At 61.1% G+C, this 19,091-nt stretch carries 16 protein-coding genes and 1 pseudogene; 10 read left to right on the plus strand and 7 right to left on the minus strand.

Translation table 11 applies throughout. From position 1 onward, the window contains the following. Positions 1 to 90 precede the first annotated feature (90 nt). The 5 genes from HBH25_RS15090 to HBH25_RS15110 all read left to right on the plus strand — a co-directional run bounded on the left by HBH25_RS15090 (position 91) and on the right by HBH25_RS15110 (position 7,299). Positions 91 to 1,857, plus strand: coding sequence for a sensor domain-containing phosphodiesterase (locus HBH25_RS15090; RefSeq protein ID WP_229631928.1), 1,767 nt, complete (start codon positions 91 to 93; stop codon positions 1,855 to 1,857). A 358-nt stretch (positions 1,858 to 2,215) separates the two neighbouring features. Next, positions 2,216 to 3,988 (plus strand): N-acetylglutaminylglutamine amidotransferase, encoded by a 1,773-nt coding sequence (locus HBH25_RS15095; RefSeq protein WP_168084751.1) that lies wholly within the window; start codon positions 2,216 to 2,218, stop codon positions 3,986 to 3,988. A gap of 3 nt (positions 3,989 to 3,991) precedes the next feature. Further along, positions 3,992 to 5,737, plus strand: a complete 1,746-nt coding sequence (gene ngg / locus HBH25_RS15100; protein ID WP_168084752.1) for an N-acetylglutaminylglutamine synthetase — start codon at positions 3,992 to 3,994, stop codon at positions 5,735 to 5,737. 91 nt (positions 5,738 to 5,828) lie between these two features. Beyond that, positions 5,829 to 7,004, plus strand: a complete 1,176-nt coding sequence (locus HBH25_RS15105) for an osmoprotectant NAGGN system M42 family peptidase (RefSeq protein ID WP_168084754.1) — start codon at positions 5,829 to 5,831, stop codon at positions 7,002 to 7,004. Positions 7,005 to 7,068: 64 nt separating this feature from the next. Beyond that, positions 7,069 to 7,299, plus strand: coding sequence for a YheU family protein (locus tag HBH25_RS15110; protein ID WP_168084755.1), 231 nt, complete (start codon positions 7,069 to 7,071; stop codon positions 7,297 to 7,299). A 40-nt stretch (positions 7,300 to 7,339) separates the two neighbouring features. Here HBH25_RS15110 and csrA read toward each other — a convergent pair. Next, a pseudogene (csrA, locus tag HBH25_RS23370) lies at positions 7,340 to 7,492 on the minus strand (carbon storage regulator CsrA); the annotation flags it as partial. 155 nt (positions 7,493 to 7,647) lie between these two features. Beyond that, a complete protein-coding gene (locus HBH25_RS15120; RefSeq protein WP_168084758.1) occupies positions 7,648 to 7,977 on the minus strand; it encodes a YnfA family protein in 330 nt (109 codons plus the stop codon). Between the two features lie 215 nt (positions 7,978 to 8,192). On the opposite strand from HBH25_RS15120, the gene HBH25_RS15125 reads away from it, so the two are divergent. Then, entirely contained in the window at positions 8,193 to 8,345 is a 153-nt protein-coding gene (locus HBH25_RS15125; protein WP_163007607.1) for a DUF3309 family protein, read from the plus strand. 74 nt (positions 8,346 to 8,419) lie between these two features. Here HBH25_RS15125 and HBH25_RS15130 read toward each other — a convergent pair whose 3' ends face one another. The 4 genes from HBH25_RS15130 to HBH25_RS15145 all read right to left on the minus strand — a co-directional run bounded on the left by HBH25_RS15130 (position 8,420) and on the right by HBH25_RS15145 (position 13,624). Further along, positions 8,420 to 10,444: a TonB-dependent receptor gene (locus HBH25_RS15130; protein ID WP_168084901.1), complete on the minus strand. Its 2,025-nt coding sequence runs from the start codon at positions 10,442 to 10,444 to the stop codon at positions 8,420 to 8,422. A 198-nt stretch (positions 10,445 to 10,642) separates the two neighbouring features. Next, positions 10,643 to 12,298 carry a cation acetate symporter gene (locus HBH25_RS15135; protein ID WP_168084759.1) on the minus strand — a complete coding sequence of 552 codons (1,656 nt, stop codon included), beginning with the start codon at positions 12,296 to 12,298 and terminating at the stop codon, positions 10,643 to 10,645. Then, positions 12,295 to 12,606 carry a DUF485 domain-containing protein gene (locus HBH25_RS15140; protein ID WP_168084761.1) on the minus strand — a complete coding sequence of 104 codons (312 nt, stop codon included), beginning with the start codon at positions 12,604 to 12,606 and terminating at the stop codon, positions 12,295 to 12,297. The genes HBH25_RS15135 and HBH25_RS15140 overlap by 4 nt, the downstream gene beginning before the upstream one ends. 166 nt (positions 12,607 to 12,772) lie before the next feature. Next, positions 12,773 to 13,624 carry a glycine betaine ABC transporter substrate-binding protein gene (locus HBH25_RS15145; RefSeq protein ID WP_168084762.1) on the minus strand — a complete coding sequence of 284 codons (852 nt, stop codon included), beginning with the start codon at positions 13,622 to 13,624 and terminating at the stop codon, positions 12,773 to 12,775. 290 nt (positions 13,625 to 13,914) lie between these two features. Between HBH25_RS15145 and HBH25_RS15150 the strand changes: the two genes are divergently transcribed. Continuing rightward, positions 13,915 to 15,471 (plus strand): glycoside hydrolase family 17 protein, encoded by a 1,557-nt coding sequence (locus HBH25_RS15150; RefSeq protein ID WP_168084764.1) that lies wholly within the window; start codon positions 13,915 to 13,917, stop codon positions 15,469 to 15,471. Here the strand turns inward: HBH25_RS15150 and HBH25_RS15155 are convergent. After that, positions 15,433 to 15,807, minus strand: coding sequence for a hypothetical protein (locus tag HBH25_RS15155; protein ID WP_168084765.1), 375 nt, complete (start codon positions 15,805 to 15,807; stop codon positions 15,433 to 15,435). The genes HBH25_RS15150 and HBH25_RS15155 overlap by 39 nt on opposite strands. A 209-nt stretch (positions 15,808 to 16,016) precedes the next feature. On the opposite strand from HBH25_RS15155, the gene HBH25_RS15160 reads away from it, so the two are divergent. The 3 genes from HBH25_RS15160 to HBH25_RS15170 all read left to right on the plus strand — a co-directional run bounded on the left by HBH25_RS15160 (position 16,017) and on the right by HBH25_RS15170 (position 19,087). Next, on the plus strand, positions 16,017 to 17,315 hold the full coding sequence (locus HBH25_RS15160; RefSeq protein WP_168084767.1) for an alpha/beta fold hydrolase family protein: 1,299 nt from the start codon (positions 16,017 to 16,019) through the stop codon (positions 17,313 to 17,315). After that, positions 17,308 to 18,084, plus strand: coding sequence for an MlaA family lipoprotein (locus HBH25_RS15165; protein WP_168084768.1), 777 nt, complete (start codon positions 17,308 to 17,310; stop codon positions 18,082 to 18,084). The genes HBH25_RS15160 and HBH25_RS15165 overlap by 8 nt, the downstream gene beginning before the upstream one ends. A gap of 148 nt (positions 18,085 to 18,232) precedes the next feature. Beyond that, positions 18,233 to 19,087, plus strand: a complete 855-nt coding sequence (locus tag HBH25_RS15170) for a pirin family protein (RefSeq protein ID WP_168084769.1) — start codon at positions 18,233 to 18,235, stop codon at positions 19,085 to 19,087. Positions 19,088 to 19,091: the final 4 nt, after the last annotated feature.

Genomic DNA, 19,091 nt, shown 5'->3' on the forward strand with positions numbered 1-19,091 from the left:
GCCGATACCTTAAGGCGAAGTAGGGCTTTTTGATACCGAACGAGCACCTACTCAAAGGCCTATAGCGGAAGACACTGTATGATCCAGCCAATGCCCATGCCCACGAACGAGGCAGCGCGCTTGCAGCGTGTGGCAGACCTGTGCCTGCTTGAAGGCACTACGGATCCGGTGTTCGAACATATCGTTGAATTGGTGCAAGACTATTTCGATGCACCCATCGCCCTGATCTCGATTCTTGAAGAACAGCGCCAGTGGTTCAAGGCCCGCCGTGGCCTGGGCGTGGCGGGCACAGCTCGCGACATTTCCTTCTGTACCCACACCATTCTGTCCAAAGAACTGTTCGTGGTGCCCAACGCGCTGGCAGATGAGCGTTTCAAGGGCAACCCCCTGGTGACAGGCAACCCGGATATCCGCTTTTACGCAGGGGTACCACTGACCACCCAGGACGGCCTTGGTTTAGGTAGCCTGTGCGTGATTGACACCGTGCCAAGGCCCCCGTTGACGCCCCGAGAGGAAGACGCCCTACGCAATTTCGGCGCGCTGGTGATGCACCGTATCGACAGCCTGCGAGACCTGGCTTTTCGTGATCAACAAACCGGCCTGCTCAACCGCCTACGGTTGGAGGAAGACATTGGCAGCCGTCGCGGTCAGCAGCCCCATTCGCTGGTGGCTGTGGACATGGTGTCCCCACAGATGCTCAACGATATCGTCAAGGCGTTGGGCTACCAGTTCTCCCAGGAGCTGATGGTTAGCATGCATGCCGAATTGGCCTTGCTGCTGCCCGACGTCACAGCCATCTACCGAATAAGCCAGACACGCTTTGGCTTCTTTCTGGTGGGCCATCGCAATGATGCCAATGACGACGTGTTCAGCCGCATCACCCAACGCTTCAAGCGCCCCCTGATGTGCAGCGGCATTCCTATCCAGACCCAGATCGGGATTGGTGCCATCGAGTTGACCCAAGGCCAGGCCAGCCTGCCGGACTGGTTGCGCATGGTCGTGAGCGCGTCTGATGACGCCCGCACAAAAGGGACCGGCTGGGCGTGGTACGAACCGGGGCTGGCACGCGCCCAGCAGCGTGCGTTCATGCTGTTAAGCGCGCTGGCACAGGCACTTCAAGGGGCGGAGCAGTTACGCCTGGCCTACCAGCCCCGCTTCGATGCGCAAACGGGTGCCCTGCTATCAGTGGAGGCGTTGCTGCGCTGGGAGCACCCCTTCCTGGGTGCGGTGAGCCCCGCCGAGTTCATTCCACTGGCCGAGCGCACGTCCATGATCCGGCCTCTGAGCCTGTGGGTGATTCGCCAGGCGGTGGTGCAAGCCGCTCATTGGCACCACCAGGGGCGAAGCCTGAAAATGTCGGTGAACGTGTCCGCCGAGGACCTGGACGGCGCAGCGTTCACAGACAGCCTGCTGGGCCTGCTGACCGACGCCGGCCTGCCCCCTCGCCTGCTGGAACTGGAATTTACCGAGAGTGCCTTGTGCCAGAGCCCGGAGCTGGTGCGCGAGCAACTGGAGCGATTGCGCGAAGTCGGTATCGACGTGGCCATCGACGACTTCGGTACCGGCTACAGCAATTGGACGTACCTGCGCCAATTACCGGCTACGGCGGTAAAGCTGGACCGGTCGCTGATCTGCAACATCAGCAATGACGAACGCAACCGCCGCCTGGTGGAAACCCTGATCGACCTGGGCCTGCGCCTGGGCTACCGCATTGTGGCCGAAGGCATCGAGTGCGCCGAAACACTGGAAGTACTGCGCAAGGCCGGGTGCCATGAAGTACAGGGCTTCTTGCTGGCACGGCCTATGGAGCTAGAGGCGTTGGAGGTGTGGCGGGAAGGTGTGATTGGTATCGACTAACTGCAGGGTTTGCAGCAGTTCAACATTCGCCCACTGCGTGAGCTCCCACAGGTTCGCGTACGTGCAAAACCCTGTGGGACCTGGCGCAGCCAGGGAACGGACTTCACCACGCCTAACCCTCACAGCCCGCCTGCATCACCAGCAAACAGGCATGGTTGAGCGCTTCAAACGGAACGATCCCCCCCACCTGGCCTCCAACCCCCCAAGCCCCTGACAGCGCACCGCGACTGGCAGGGCCACCTGCGCTACTGGCTGACCATGCCGTGTGCGATTGGCTCGCCTGGTTCATTCAAAGGCCAGGCACAAGGCCCGCACGCCCCCAGTAGCGCCCAACCTTGATAAAGAAGGTTCAAGCTACATGTGTGGAATCGCAGGAGAGTTTCGATTCGATCAGCAGCCCGCCGACCTGGGCGCCGTCGAACGCATTACCCACAGCCTCGCACCGCGGGGCCCGGACGCGTGGGGCTTCCATAGCCAGGGGCCGATTGCCTTCGGCCACCGCCGCCTGAAAATCATGGACCTGTCCGACTGCTCTGCGCAGCCAATGGTGGACGGCCAGCTAGGCCTGGCGCTGGCCTTCAATGGCGCCATCTACAACTACCCCGAATTGCGCAAGGAACTGGAAGCCCTGGGCTATAGCTTCTATTCCGAGGGCGACACCGAAGTCCTGCTCAAGGGCTACCACGCCTGGGGCGAGGCCATGCTGCCCAAGCTCAATGGCATGTTCGCCTTTGCCGTGTGGGAACGAGATAACCAACGTCTGTTCATTGCCCGGGACCGCCTGGGTGTGAAGCCGTTGTACCTGTCCCGAACCGGCCAACGCCTGCGCTTTGCCTCTACCCTGCCCGCCCTGCTCAAAGGCGGCGACATCGACCCCATGCTGGACCCCGTGGGCCTGAACCACTACCTGAACTTCCATGCGGTGGTGCCAGCGCCACGCACCCTCCTGGCTAACGTGCAGAAGCTACCGGCCGCGACCTGGTTGCGTATCGAAGCCGATGGCACCACTGAGGAAAAGGTCTGGTGGACGCTGCCCTACGGCCCCACCGCCGAAGAAAGCACGCTTAACCTCGAAGGCTGGGTGGACCGCGTATTAGAGTCCACGCGCGAGGCCGTGGCCATACGCCAACGCGCGGCCGTGGACGTGGGTGTGCTGCTGTCCGGTGGGGTGGATTCCAGCCTGCTCGTGGGCTTGCTGCGTGAAGCCGGGGTCGACAACTTGCTCACCTTCTCCATCGGCTTCGACGACGCCGGTGGCGAACGCGGCAATGAATTCGAATACTCGGACCTGATCGCCAAGCACTACGGCACCCAGCACCACCAGTTGCGCATCGCCGAGCACGAGATTATCGAGCAGTTACCGGCGGCGTTCCGGGCCATGAGCGAGCCTATGGTGAGCCACGACTGTATTGCCTTTTACCTGTTGTCCCGGGAGGTTGCACGGCACTGCAAGGTGGTGCAAAGCGGCCAAGGGGCAGACGAGCTGTTTGCCGGCTATCACTGGTATCCCCAGGTGGACGGCGCCAGCGACCCCTACGCCGCCTATCGCGAGGCGTTCTTCGACCGCGACTATGCCGACTACGCGGACACTGTTCAGCCTAAATGGCGGCTGGACCATGATGCAGCGGGTGACTTCGTGCGCGAACATTTCGCCATGCCAGGTGCCAATGCTGCTGTAGACAAAGCACTGCGCCTGGACAGCACGGTGATGCTGGTGGAAGACCCTGTCAAACGGGTGGACAACATGACCATGGCATGGGGCTTGGAAGCGCGTACCCCCTTCCTGGACTACCGCCTGGTGGAACTGTCGGCCCGTGTACCTGGCCAGTTCAAGTTGCCCAACGGCGGCAAGCACGTGCTCAAGGAAGCCGCACGCCGGGTGATCCCCAGCGAAGTGATCGACCGCAAGAAAGGCTACTTCCCAGTGCCTGGCCTCAAGCACCTGGAAGGCGCCACCTTGGGCTGGGTGCGTGACCTGTTGCTGGACGGCAGCCAGGACCGTGGCCTGTTCAACCCTGCACGCGTGGAGGCATTGCTGGCCAACCCCACAGGCCAACTCACCCCGCTGCGAGGTTCCAAACTGTGGCAGCTGGCGGCACTGAACCTGTGGCTCAGTGAACAAGGAATCTGACCGATGAAAGCCCATTCACATTCGGTAAGCCAACGCCTGCAACGGGGCCAGCCACCCTCCTACGAGCGGCTGCAAGCCATGTGCGCGGAGGATGGCTTGCCTATGGCCGGCACACCACGGCCCTTACACTGTGGCTGGGGCCGGTTGCTGATGGGCCATACGTGGCCAACCCCCCAGGCCCTGGCCACCACATTGTTGGAGGAAAGCCCAGGGCAGCGCGATATTGCCCTGTATGTGGCCGCGCCCCAGCAGGTGTTGGCCCAAGCACCGCAGCAGCTGTTTCTGGACCCCTCTGACACCCTTCGCCTCTGGTTCACCGACTACCGCCCAGCCCAGCGTGTTTTCCGTGGTTTCCGGATTCGCCGAGCCTGCACCGAGCAGGACTGGGAAGCCATCAACCATTTGTACCGCAAGCGCCGCATGTTACCCGTGGACCCCGCGCAACTCACACCACGCCACCAAGGTGGCCCGGTGTATTGGCTGGCGGAGGACGAAACGGACGGCAGCGTGATCGGGAGCGTGATGGGCTTGAACCATCGCAAGGCCTTCCACGACCCGGAGGGCGGCAGCAGCCTGTGGTGCCTGGCTGTGGACCCGCGCTGCACGCGCCCCGGCGTGGGTGAAGTATTGGTCCGCCATTTGGTGGAGCACTTCATGAGCCGGGGCCTGGCCTTCCTGGACCTGTCCGTGATGCACGACAACCGCCTGGCCAAGAACCTTTACGCGAAGCTGGGCTTCCGTACCCTTCCCACCTTCGCTGTGAAGTGCAAGAACAGCATCAACCAGAAGCTGTTCCTGGGCCCCGGCCCGGCCGGTGACCTGAACCCCTATGCGCGGATTATCGTAGACGAGGCCTACCGCCGTGGCATTGAGGTGCAGGTGGATGACGCCGAGCATGGCCTGTTTACCCTCAGCCACGCCGGGCGCAAAATCCGCTGCCGCGAGTCGCTGTCCGACCTCACCAGTTCCATCAGTGTGATGCTGTGCCAGGACAAAAGCCTGACCCACAAGGTGCTGTCTGCGGCAGGGTTGTCCTTGCCCGCTCAGATGCTGGCAGGCAGTGCGGACGACAACCAGGACTTCCTCGAAGAACACGGCCGTGTGGTGGTCAAGCCACTGGACGGCGAACAAGGTCTTGGCGTGGCGGTGGACCTGACTACCCTTGAAGACGTACAGGCGGCTATCGACGTTGCCCGCCAGTACGACAGCCAAGTATTGCTAGAGAGCTTCCACGAAGGGGCCGACCTGCGCGTGGTGGTGATCGGTTTTGAAGTGGTCGCCGCTGCTATCCGGCGCCCGGCGCAGATCAAGGGTAACGGCCAGCACACGGTACGGGAATTGATCGAAGCCCAAAGCCGTCGGCGCCAGGCGGCCACCGGTGGGGAAAGCCGTATTCCCCTGGACCGCGAAACCGAGCGCACCGTGCAGGCTGCAGGCTTTGAATACGAGAGCGTGTTGGAGGACGGCCACACCCTGGTGGTGCGCAAAGCCGCCAACCTGCACACGGGCGGCCACCTGGAAGACGTGACTGACACGCTTCACCCGGTACTGCGCAACGCGGCCATTACCGCGGCCCGCGCACTGGACATCCCCGTGGTGGGCGTGGACCTGCTGGTGCCTGCCGCTGACCAGCCGGATTATGTGTTTATCGAAGCCAATGAGCGTGTGGGCCTGGCCAACCACGAGCCCCGCCCTACGGCGGAACGCTTCGTGGATTTGCTGTTCCCACATATACAACCCGCACGCTGACCCCCTGCCCGTTTTCAGCGGGCATCAACGGGCCTGAGGGCGCTAACCGGCGCTCACTGGCCTGCCTTACGTATCCCCGAGGAGCCTAACGATGTCGAACATCCCCGAGCCGGATATGGATTATCTGCGCAAGGTGCTGCTGGAAATGCTCGCCATTCCCAGCCCTACTGGTTTCACCGATACCATTGTGCGCTATGTGGCGGAGTGCCTTGAAAGCCTGGGTATCCCCTATGAACTCACCCGTCGCGGCACGCTGCGTGCCACCCTCAAAGGCAAACGCAGCTCCCCCGACCGCGCAGTGTCTTCGCACTTGGATACCATCGGCGCCATTGTGCGCGTGATTCAGGACAATGGCCGCCTGGGCCTGGCGCCTGTAGGGTGCTGGTCCAGCCGGTTTGCCGAAGGCAGCCGCGTGAGCGTATTCACCGATAGCGGTATTGTGCGCGGCAGCGTGCTGCCGTTGATGGCCTCCGGGCATGCGTACAATACGGCCATCGACGAAATGCCGGTGACCTGGGACCACGTGGAACTACGCCTGGATGCCTATTCCTCCACACGTGCAGACGCCGAAACCCTTGGCGTGAATGTGGGCGACTTCGTGGCTTTCGACCCCCTGCCCGAATTCACGGAAAGCGGGCACATCAGCGCTCGCCACCTGGACGATAAAGCCGGCGTGGCTGCGGTACTGGCTGCGTTGAAGGCCATTGTGGACAGCGGTGCCGAGCCCCTGATCGACTGCCACCCTATCTTTACCATTACCGAAGAAACAGGCTCGGGCGCTGCGGGGGCCTTGCCTTGGGACGTGAGTGAATTCGTAGGCGTGGACATTGCCCCGGTCGCCCCAGGGCAGCAGTCCAGCGAACACGCCGTGAGCGTGGCCATGCAGGACTCCAGTGGCCCCTATGACTATCACCTGTCCCGTCACCTGTTGAAGCTGGGAACAGAGCATGACCTGCCCATGCGCCGGGACCTGTTCCGCTATTACTACAGCGACGCGCATTCCGCTGTGAATGCAGGCAATGACGTGCGTGCAGCGCTGCTGGCCTTCGGGTGCGACGCCACCCATGGCTACGAGCGCACGCACATCGACAGCCTGGGCGCACTAAGCCGCTTGCTGACGGCCTACATGCTCAGCCCGCCTGTGTTTGCCAGCGATGCTGACCCGGCCAGTGCCTCGTTGAGCAAGTTCAGCAAACAGATCGAGCATGAGGCCCATATGGAAAGCGATACCCGGGTGCCCGCCGTGGACGAACTGGTTGGCAAGTAACCCTTCAAGGCGCCCGGCAGTACGGTAAGCTGGGCGCCACTTTATTTTTTAGTGGTGTAGCACTGTGCTGATTCCCTACGACCAACTGGCGCCTGACACCTTGAACCGGCTTATCGAAGACTTCGTAACCCGGGACGGTACCGACAACGGTGACGAAACGCCGCTGGACACCCGCGTTCTTCGTGTACGCCATGCATTGGCCAAGCAGCAGGCATTCATTCTGTTCGACATGGAGAGCCAGCAGTGTCAGCTACTGGCCAAGCACGATGTTCCAAAGGAACTGCTAGAGGGCTGACGCCAGGGGCACCCAACCCGTTGCCCAGGCGTTCCCGTAGCAGGCGGCGGTAGATTTCCGCCCGGTGCACCTCTACCTCACGAGGGGCGTCTACCCCAAGCCTTACCTGGCTTCCACTTACCGAAAGCACCTTGAGGCGAATATTGTCGCCGATGATGATCTCCTCACCGACTACGCGGGTCAGTACAAGCATGGTCTGCATCCTTTGCTGGGTGGAGTACCGAGCCTGCCTTGGAATGCACTGAGGTTCAACGCTGAACAGGGCTTTGAGGCCGTGCAAGGTTAAAATTGGACACTTTCCTACAACCTTTCAGGCCAATGCTGTGCTCATTGCCGTTCGCTACACCGCTAGCTGGAGAACCGCGGGCCGAACAGCACTACGGTAGCGCCAACCAAGCACAACGCCACGCCAGCCCAGTCTGTCAGCAAGGGCTTGCCGCGCTCCACCACGGCCAGCCAGGCCAGTGAGGCTGCGATGTAGATTCCACCATAGGCTGCATAGGCACGCCCTGCATAGGCGGCTTCCACTTTGGTCAGCAGCAAGGCGAAACACACCAGGCTAAGCAGGCCTGCTAGGGCCCAGAACGGGCCCTTGCCCAGGCGCAGCCATAGGTAAAAGCCATAGCAGCCCGTAATTTCGAACATCGCCGCCAGCGCGAACCACACGTAATTGAGCACGCTCTTCCCTTTTGAACAGGCAAAGCGCACAGCATACGCCCTGCTGCGGCAGCCATGGCTGTGTAAACGCCAGCACACTGAATGCCGGGACGTGTTTCACAGTATTTCAAACTTTTTGCGCACTCCATGAGTCACAGGTACAAGCGGACGGCCTACACGCTCCGCCTTTAACCGCGGCAGGCGCCGCACAGGGATCAACAAAAAAGGAATCCGCCATGGGCACCATACTTATCATCGTCTTGATCTTGCTGCTGATCGGTGGTCTACCTGTCTTCCCCCACTCACGCAGCTGGGGCTATGGCCCGTCCGGTATCATCGGTACCGTGCTGGTCATTCTGCTGATTCTGGTATTGCTCGGGAAAATATGACGCCCCTGGCGTAGCCTGACAAGCAAAGCCCCGAGCGGTCTACAGACCCTCGGGGCTTTGCTTTGATCGGGTGTTCAGAAGGTAGTGCGCAGCCCTACCTGAACACTTCGGCCCTGTGCTGGTGCCAGGTCCCGGAGGATGGAACTGGCATAACGCACCGTCTGGTTGGTAAGGTTCTCGCCGCTGACAAAAGCCAGCCATTGGCTATCCCCCACGTCAAACCCATACCCCACACTTGCCCCCACCGTGGTATAGCCGTCTGTTCCGCCCTCATTACTGGGGACACGGCGTTGCGCACTGGCATGTTCTACATCAACACGTGCCTGCCAGGCATTGCGGTTCCACAGCAGGCCGGTGCGCAGGCGCAGCGGCGCGATACGTGGCAGAGGCTCGCCCGTGTCCAGGTTCTTGGCACGGGTGTAGTCCGCCGAGGATTCCAGCGCGAAACTGCCGTACGCCGTATCCCCCAACCGCCAGTGGTCCTGGGCCTCCACACCAGCGAACCGTGCCCGCACCCCTGAGTAGGTGTATTCCGGAATGCCTGATACATCCTCCTCGCCTTCCTCATCCAAGGTACGGCCCGTGCCGAGCAGGCCGATGTAGTTGGAAAAGTGGGTATAGAACACGCCGATACTGCCTTTATGCACCTGGTTGTCGAAGCGCAAGGCCAGGTCGCTGGCCACGGCTTTTTCTTTTCCAAGGTCGGCATCACCGCGTTCATAAGTGCCGGTGGCCACATGGGCGCCGTTGGCATACAGCTCATAGAACGTGGGGGCGCGCTCTGTGTAACTGAGGGTGGCAGCGACAGCCCAGACCGGCGTAAGGGTGTACACGGCACCTGAAGACACACTGCCTGCCGTGAAGCGGTTATCCGAGGCACCTTCAAACCGGTCATTGCCGCCAGGCTCTGGGGCCAGGGTAGTATGTTCCAGTCGACCGCCCAAGGAGGCTTTCAAGCGGTCCGTCACTTGCCACTCTTCTAGTACGAACAGCGCAGCAGTGTCTGTATCGGTCTGCGGCACAAAGGCTTCCTCGCCCAGGGCCGAAAATTCGCTACGCGACACCTGCGCCCCGATCACGCCGTTCACCGGCCCTAACGGCTTGTGCCGGGCTTCGATTCTGGCTTCATACCCCTTGTTCTTGAACACGGTCCCCGTTTCGCCGTCCTCGATCTCACGGTGCTCATAGTCGGTGTAGCCTGCATCCAGCTTGACCGATGTGAAGGGGCCTTCAAGGTTGCGAACCTCCGAAGCGAAGCCATAGTGCTCCTGCTGCATACGCAGGCGAACAGCCTGTTCGGCTGGTGAACCGTAGTTGCTGTCGTAATTGCTGTAGGACACGCCCGCGTAGCCATTATCCCAAGTGTAGGCACCGCCTACGGCACCACCGTCCTGGCGGCCATCACTGTTGCCCAGCCGATGCTTGCGATCGCCCTCAGGTTCGAGCGCGCGCTGGTCGGCGGTACGGGCATAACCCGGGATGCGCAGGTCATTGAAGGTACGGCTATTGGCGTCCAGGTGCAGCGCGAAGGTGCCGTTGCCAGCTTCCAGCTTGCCCGCGCTGCTGCGGGTGGTGTCCGCGCCTCCATAGCGCAGTTCCCCGGCCCCATGAATGCCTTCAATGGCCTCAGTGGGAATGCGGTTGTCGAACGTATTGACCACACCACCAATGGCACTGCCCCCATACAGCAGGGCAGCGGGCCCGCGGACCACTTCAATGCGGTCTACATTGACAGGGTCCAAGGGTACGGCATGGTCGTAGGACAGCGACGAGGCATCCAGCGCCCCGATACCATTGCGCAACAGGCGAATCCGGTCGCCGTCCAAGCCTCGAATGATGGGCCTGCTGGCACCAGGGCCGAAGTACGACGACGCCACACCGGGTTGGTGGGCCAGGGTTTCTCCCAGGCTGCCCTTTTGAGCAAACGTGAGTTCATCACCGTTGAGCACGGTGCTGGGTGTAGCGGATTGTTCACTGCCTAACGGGTTGGCCGTCACAACGACCGGTTGCAGAACTACTGCGTCGGCCGCCTGGGCCATAGGCGCCGACAGTGCAGCCGCCAGCGCCGACAGCGGCCACAGGGTATTCCTTGATTGCATCAACATTGCCACATTCCTGAAGGGCGTAAACCTCACAGCGTGTCGACCCGCTATGGGGTTTACCGAAAGACACCTTTACCGCCAGGCCTGACGGAAATGTTATCTTATAACACTTCTTTTACATGACAAGGGTTTCACACAGTAAAACGCCACCGGCACAGGCCGATGGCGTTTGGGTGCTGCCTTATGCTGAATACCTTAGTGAGCGACGGCCCCACTGGCCCCCAGGCCGGTCTGCGACCTTACAAATTGCGGGTAGAACAAGGCACGCTCCTCGTCAGCAGCTTTGGATTTGTCCGTGACCGAGAAGAACCAGATACCTACAAAAGCCACCGTGATAGAGAACAGGGCTGGGTATTCGTAAGGGTAGATCGGCGTAGCGTGGCCCAGAATCTGTACCCAGATGGTCGGGCCTAGGATCATCAACCCTACTGCTGTAACCAGCCCCAGCCACCCACCGATCATGGCGCCGCGCGTGGTGAGCTTTTTCCAGTACATGGAGAGCAGCAGCACCGGGAAGTTACAGCTGGCGGCAATGGAGAAGGCCAGGCCTACCATGAAGGCGATGTTCTGTTTCTCGAACAGAATACCTAGCCCGATCGCCAGCACACCCAACGCGATGGTAGTGATCTTCGATACGCGGATCTCATCCTTCTCGTTGGCATGGCCCTTCTTGATCACAGACGCATACAGGTCGTGGGACACCGCCGAAGCGCCAGCCAGGGTAAGCCCTGCGACCACCGCCAGGATGGTGGCAAAGGCCACCGCCGAGATGAAGCCTAGGAACACGCTACCACCTACCGCATTGGCCAGGTGCACCGCTGCCATGTTGTTACCACCCAGCAGACCGCCTGCGGCGTCTTTGAAGTCTGGGTTGGTGCTCACCAGCAGGATCGCGCCAAAACCGATGATAAAGGTGAGGATGTAGAAGTAGCCGATGAAGCCTGTGGCATAGAGCACGCTTTTACGGGCTTCCTTGGCGTCGCTTACGGTGAAGAAGCGCATCAGGATATGCGGCAGGCCAGCGGTACCGAACATCAGCGCCAGGCCCAGGGAGAACGCGGAGATCGGGTCTTTCACCAGGCCGCCGGGGCTCATGATGGCTGCACCTTTGGGGTGTACCTTGATGGCTTCGGAGAACAAGGCATTGAAGTCGAAGTTCACGTGTTTCATCACCATCAGTGCCATGAAGCTGGCACCAGACAGCAGCAGCACGGCTTTGATGATCTGCACCCAGGTGGTGGCCAGCATGCCGCCAAACAACACGTACAGGCACATGAGAATGCCCACCAGCACCACCGCCACGGTGTAGTCCAACCCGAACAACAACTGGATCAGCTTGCCTGCACCTACCATCTGGGCAATCAGGTAGAAGGCAACTACCACCAGTGAACCGCACGCCGACAGGGTACGGATTTCCTTCTGCTTCAAGCGATAGGACGCTACGTCCGCGAACGTATATTTGCCCAGGTTGCGCAGCCGCTCGGCGATCAGAAACAGAATGATCGGCCAGCCCACCAGGAAGCCGATGGAATAGATGAGGCCGTCGTACCCCGAGGTGAATACCAGCGCCGAGATACCCAGGAAGGAGGCGGCCGACATGTAGTCCCCGGCGATGGCCAGGCCGTTCTGGAAGCCCGTGATGCGCCCGCCTGCGGCATAGTAGTCTGCCGCAGACCGGTTACGTTTGGAGGCCCAATAGGTAATGCACAGGGTGGCACCCACAAACACCACGAACATGGCAATGGCAGCCACGTTCAAGGGTTGCTTCTGCACGGCGCCGGTCAAGGCGTCGGCGGCCATGGCGCAGGGGGCCAATACACTGGCAGCCAATGCAACAAGAAGGCGGCTCATGCTTGCACCTCCTTGAGCAGCGCGCGGTTCATGTCATCGAACTCGCCATTGGCGCGGCGCACGTAGATGGCGGTCAGCACAAAGGCCGACAGAATCAGGCCTACCCCTATGGGGATGCCCCACGTGATGGAGGAGCCTGGGCTAACAGGGGTGCCAAGCACCTGTGGGCCGTAGGCGATCAACAAGATAAAAGCGGCGTACAAGCCCAGCATGATTGCCGAGAGCAGCCAGGCAAAACGCTCGCGCCTGGCGACCAGCTCCTTGAAACGCGGGTTGTTCTGTATTGCGAGATAGATGCTGTCGTTCATTGTTTTTGTCTCCGCAGCACGGTTTAGTGGAACCTTGGCCACTGTATGCCTGGTGCGGAAGAACGATAGACGACCTTAGTCTTAAATGATGGGACCGTTCGCGGGCTTCGCCCACTCCTACAGCCTGTGTAGGCATGGGCGAAGCCCGCGAACAGCGGCTGAAACGTTATTTACCCGTCCACTCCGCTACGCGATCTGCATGGGCCGCGACCCATTCTTTGGCAACGGCATCGGGCTTCTTGCCGTTCTGGATGGCGAGCATCACCTCACCGATTTCGTTGGCATCTTTCCAGGAAAACTTCTTCAGGAAGGCTGCTACTTCGGGCGCCTTGGTGTCCAGCTGCTTGCTGCCCACGCTGTCCACATGTTCGGCTGCGCCATACACCCCTTTAGGGTCGTCCAGGAAACGCAGCTTCCACTTGGCGAACATCCAGTGGGGCACCCAGCCGGTCACAGCAATGGATTGCTGTTTGTCATAGGCACGCCCCAGTTCAGAGGTCATGGCCGCCCCAGAGCTGGCCTGGAGCTTGTAGCCATCCAGGCCATAGTCCTTGATGGCCTGGTCAGTTTTGAGCATTACGCCAGAGCCTGCGTCGATCCCTACTATCTTCTTGTTGAAGCTGTCATCGGTTTTCAGGTCCGCTACCGTCTTGGCCTTCACATACTCCGGCACGATCAAGCCGATCTTGGCGTCGTTGAAGTTGGGACCGTAGTCGACCACCTTGTCCTTGTTCTTCTCCCAGTACTCGCCATGGGTGACCGGGAGCCAGGCGGACATCATCAAGTCCAGTTTGCCCGTGGCGATCCCCTGCCACATGATGCCGGTGGCCACGGGCATCAGCTTCACGTCGTAGCCGAGCTTCTGCTTGATGACCTCGGCTGCCACGAAGGTGGTGGCCACGCTGTCGGACCAGCCATCCACATAGCCGATGCTCAATTCAGTCTTGGCGCTTGCAACACCTGCCCCCATTGCCAGTACCAGTGCCGCCCCCGCTCCCCACAGTGTTCGCGCTTTCATGTTCGCTCCCGATCTTGATGTTGGCGTGGTGCACCGCCAGGCCTGCGTGCCCGCTGATGACGCCCGGATCACTGCACCCGCGGCCGGCAGGTCGCCGACACGCTGATGATCGGCCTGTGCTTGTCGGCAGCCGGTTCTGGGTACGACCTGCAGCGGGTGATCAGCGACACGCCCCCACTCACCCGGCCACACCGCGCCCATGTTCGCCCGTTACTTGCATGGCCATGCAGGCTGTTACGTGCTCAAGAACCGGTTAAGATCGGCGCCTCCTTCTGCCGCCCGGCCCTGTCATGCGCACAACCCCTTCTCCCTCGTGGCTGCTCTGGTGTGCCTCCAGCGTTCTGGCAGCCTGTGCGTTGCTGGCTTTCTGGTTTCAGTTGGGCCGGCCTGTGCCGCTGCCTGACGCCACCGCGCCCGGCACGCGCCTGCAGTGCGCCTCCTATTCACCCTTCGGGAAGGACCAGTCCCCGTTCGACCAGCCCATGGCCCTTCGGCCGGCCCAGCTGGACGAGGACCTGGCCCTGTTAAGCACCCGGTTCGCCTGCTTGCGCACCTACTCCATGACCGGCCTTGAAGGGCTGCCGTTGCTGGCGCGCAAACACGGCCTGAAGCTGATGCTGGGGGCCTGGGTGAACAGCAACCCGGCCGATACCCAAAAAGAAGTGGATGCCTTGGTGAAAGCCGCCAACGCTTACCCGGATGTGGTAACAGCGGTAATCGTGGGCAATGAGGTGCTGCTGCGTAAGGAGGCGACAGGCGAGCGCATGGCTGCCCTGATACGGGAGGTCAAAGGCCAGGTGCGCCAGCCCGTCACCTATGCCGATGTGTGGGAGTACTGGGCGCGCTACCCGCAAGTAGCGCCCGAAGTGGACTTTCTCATGGTGCACCTGCTGCCCTACTGGGAAGACGTACCCTACGGCGTGGACACGGCCCTGGCCCATGTACAGGCGATCCACGACGATTTTGCCCGCCGCTTTGCCCCCAAGCCCATCATGGTGGGAGAAACCGGTTGGCCCAGCGAAGGCCGGCGCCGCGAAACCGCCGAGCCCAGCCCCGTCAACCAAGCCCGCTTCGTACGAGATTTCGTGCACCTGGCCGATCGCCTGGGCTGGCAATACAACCTGATCGAAGCCATCGACCAGCCTTGGAAGCGCAACAACGAGGGCGCGGTGGGAGGCTACTGGGGCATGCTGGATGCGGACCGGCAGGACAAAGGCGTGTTGTATGGCCCGGTGAGCAATGTGCCCCACTGGCGCCTATGGTTGTGTATCTCCTGCGCTGTAATGCTTGCCACCCTGGCGGTGGCTGGCCGCCCACGTTCGGCCAGGGCTGCGCTGGCCCTGCCCTGGCTGGGGGCTATTGCGGGGGCGTGCCTTACCGGCTGGGCACGGCAAGCCGGTGTAGGTGCACGCTACCCAGGCGAATGGCTATGGGCGGCTGGGCTTGGGCTACTGAGTATGGCGCTGCTCGCCGACACGGCGCTGCGTTCAGGCCACGTCACAGGCTGGCGCACCAAGGCCATGCACCTGGCCACCCGCTACCGCAACACACTGGGGTTGCTTGCTGGCTATGCCACTGCCGTGGAAGCCGTGTGGATGGTATTCGACCCTCGCTACCGCAACTTTGCCACCGCCGGCCTGCTGGTGCCGGCCCTGGTACTGCTGTGGCGGCCCGCCGCCCTAGCCCCTCACGCTGCACGCTTGCTGGCTGGCATCTGTACCGTGAGTATGCCGGCCCAATTGGTCAGGGAAGGCTGGCAAAACCCCTATGCCTGGGGCTGGGCCGTTGTAGCCGGGATAATGGCCTGGTCACTCCGGCCGAGCGCTGGAAGGCTTCACCGCCCTTAACCCCGCCGCCACAACCACGGCGCCGGCCAGGGACGTGGTGTACAGCACCAACCCAGGTATCGCCAGCGCCACCCCCAGCGTGGCCAGGTAGCGCCCGGGCGGCCCAGTGAGCAACCAGGCCGCCACCGTGGCCACAAGGCCTAACAGTGGCCACACATTCCAATGGATCATCTGCCCCATGCCGGCCCGCGCCTGGCAGGCCAGTTGCTGGGGGGCCGATGCACAGGCACCTACCCACGCCGTATGCTCCATGAGCCCGTAACGTACGGCATAGGCCGTGGCGACCCAGCCCCCCAGGGCCAGCAAAACAAGCCCTATACGTACGCGGTAATGCATCGGTTTCCTTCCTGTTCAAAGCGCCTGGATAGAGGGTGTACCACGGCTTGCACAAAAGCGCCCGGATACTCTACATGCCGGGGGCAAAATGGGTGTATCGTCTCGCACCACGTACGGCGTTTGCCGGGTGATAAAAACATTTTCAGGGGGTTGGCAACTAGCCATCATGGCAGTTGTCTAGTCAGCATCTCGTCGTCAGGAAACATCACATGCTTCGATTTATACGCCTCGCTGCCTTGATAGGCGGCCTTGTCATGAGTGCGTTTTCGCTGGCCAAGGACGTCGATCCTGCCAGCTACGGCTTTCCGCTGACTAACCCGTTCGAGGCCACTATTGCCTCTACGCCGCCGGATCTGCGCCCCAAACTGCCTCTTGACGACGATATCGACCAGGCTGACTACACCCTGAACATTCGCCCGGAGCGCGAATTCATCCTGCCGGACAACTTCTGGCCGGTGAAAAAGCTGCGCTACCGCCTAGCCGAGCAGGATCACGCGGCACCGTTGATCTTCCTGATTGCCGGGACCGGTGCTCGCTACGACAGCTCGCTCAATGAGTTCCTGAAAAAGCTGTTCTGGCAGGCTGGCTATCATGTGGTGCAACTGTCGTCGCCGACCAGCTATGACTTTATCAGCGCTGCTTCGCGCTTTGCCACGCCAGGCATCAGCAGCGAAGACGCTGAGGACCTGTACCGTGTCATGCAGGGTGTCCGTGCCCAGCACCCCAAGCTTCAGGTTACTGACTACTACCTCACCGGCTATAGCCTGGGCGGCCTGGATGCAGCGTTCGTCAGCAAGCTGGATGAAACACGCCGCAGCTTCAACTTCAAGAAAGTGTTGCTGCTCAACCCGCCAGTGAACCTCTACACCTCCATCAACAACCTGGACAAGCTGACCCAGACCGAAGTAAAGGGCATCAACAACAGCACCACGTTCTATGAACTGGTGCTGAAAAAGCTGACCCGCTACTTCCAGCAAAAGGGCTATATCGACCTTAACGAAGCCTTGCTGTATGACTTCCAGCAGTCCCGCCAGCACCTCTCCAATGAGCAGATGGCCATGCTGATCGGCGTGTCCTTCCGCTTCTCGGCGGCAGACATTGCCTTCACCTCGGACCTGATCAACCGCCGTGGCCTGATCATTCCCCCCAAATACCCGATCCGCGAAGGCACCAGCCTCACCGACTTCATGCGCCGTTCCATGCAGTGTGACTTCGACTGCTACATGACCGAGCAGGTCATCCCGATGTGGCGCGCCCGTACCGACGGCGGCAGCGTGTTGCAACTGATTGACCAGGTGAGCCTGTACGGCCTGAAGGACTACCTGCAAAGCAGCAGCAAGATCGCGGTCATGCACAATGCCGACGATGTGATCCTGGGCCCTGGGGACATTGGTTTCCTGCGCAAGACCTTTGGTGACCGGCTCACGCTCTACCCCCTGGGCGGGCACTGCGGCAACCTCAATTACCATGTAAACAGCGACGCTATCCTGGAGTTCTTCCGTGGTTAAACAAGCCCTGCTCATTGCCGCGCTACTGTGCGCAGGCGTCGCCCAGGCCGACGACGGCCGGGCCCAGACAGACCCGGATGGTTTCAAGGAGCCGCTCAAGCAACTCACGTTCAACCCCGGCCTGGACCAGCGCGAGTTCGAACGTTCCACGCTCAGTGCGCTGAATGTGTACGACCCGCTGGAATCGTGGAACCGCCGTGTGTACCACTTCAACTACCGGTTCGATGAATGGGTATTCCTGCCCGTGGTGCGCGGCTACCGCTACATCACCCCTAGCTTCGTGCGCACAGGGGTAAGCAACTTCTTCAATAACCTGGGCGACATCAGCAACCTGATGAACTCCCTGCTGCAGCTCAAAGGCAAGCGTTCCCTGGACATCACTGGTCGCCTGCTGATGAACACCACCTTAGGCGTTGCCGGGCTGTGGGACCCGGCTACGTACTTCGGCCTGCCTCGCCAGACCGAAGACTTCGGCCAGACCTTGGGCCACTATGGCGTGCCGGAAGGCCCCTACGTAGTGTTGCCAATCTTCGGCCCGTCCAACCTGCGTGACACCACAGGCCTGTTGACCGACTTTGCTGCCGAGTCCCAAGTCAACTTCCTGAACGTGTCCGAAGAAAGCGGCCGCCATCCAGAAATCCTGTTGCTGCGCGCCGTGGACCGTCGCTACACCACCAGCTTCCGCTATGGGCAGCTGAACTCACCGTTCGAGTACGAGAAAGTGCGCTACGTCTACACCGAAGCGCGCAAGCTTCAGGTGAGCGAGTAGCGAATTCGCGAGCTGGCACCGGAAGGCCGGCGCCAGCCCGCGACACTTATTCAAAATCGAAAACCTCGATCATTTCCCTCCAAATAACTCACCCATCTATCACGCCTGCCGGCATACCATGGCCCCATTCTGATCTGGAGCCTCTCCCATGCCTATGCTTCGCAAGGTGCTAAGTACCCACGTTGGCCAACCCACTTCGGACGGTGCCGGCGTACGCTTGATTCGCGTGTTCGGCGGCCCCGGCATCGAACGGTTCGACCCCTTCCTGATGCTGGACGAGTTTGGTTCGGTGAACCCGGACGACTACATCGCCGGGTTCCCCCCGCACCCTCACCGCGGCTTTGAAACCGTGACGTACATGCTCGAAGGCCGCATGCGCCATGAGGACCACATGGGTAACGTGGGCCTGCTGGGCAGTGGTGGCGTTCAGTGGATGACCGCTGCACGCGGTGTGATTCACAGTGAGATGCCTGAACAGGAAGAAGGCGAGATGCGTGGCTTTCAGCTGTGGCTGAACCTGCCCGCCAAGGCAAAGCTGGGTGATGCCTCTTACCGGGATATTCCCCCGGCCGATATTCCACGGTTGCAGACGGCCCAAGGTGTAACGGTGGTGGTCATCGCGGGTGAATTCGATGACGGGGAGGTGCAACAGACTGGTGTGGTTCAACGCCCGGACACAGAGCCCCTGTACCTGGACCTTCACTTGCCTGCAGGGGCGTCAGTGAGCCCCAGCGTACCGGAAGGCCATCGCCCCTTGCTGTATGTCTATGAAGGTAGCGTCACCGTCAGCGGGCACGCCGACAGCATCGGGGCGGGCCAATTGGTAAGGCTGTCTGAACAAGGCGCGCTATCGCTCACCAGCACCGCCGGTTGCCGTGTGTTGCTGATTGCAGGTAAACCCCTCAACGAACCGATCGTGCAGTACGGCCCGTTCGTGATGAATACCCGTGAAGAGATCGAACAGGCCATGCGTGACTTCCACGCTAACCGGCTGACGGCCTGACAGG

It is taken from the genome of Pseudomonas quercus (genome assembly GCF_012033695.1).
Lineage (GTDB): Bacteria > Pseudomonadota > Gammaproteobacteria > Pseudomonadales > Pseudomonadaceae > Aquipseudomonas > Aquipseudomonas quercus.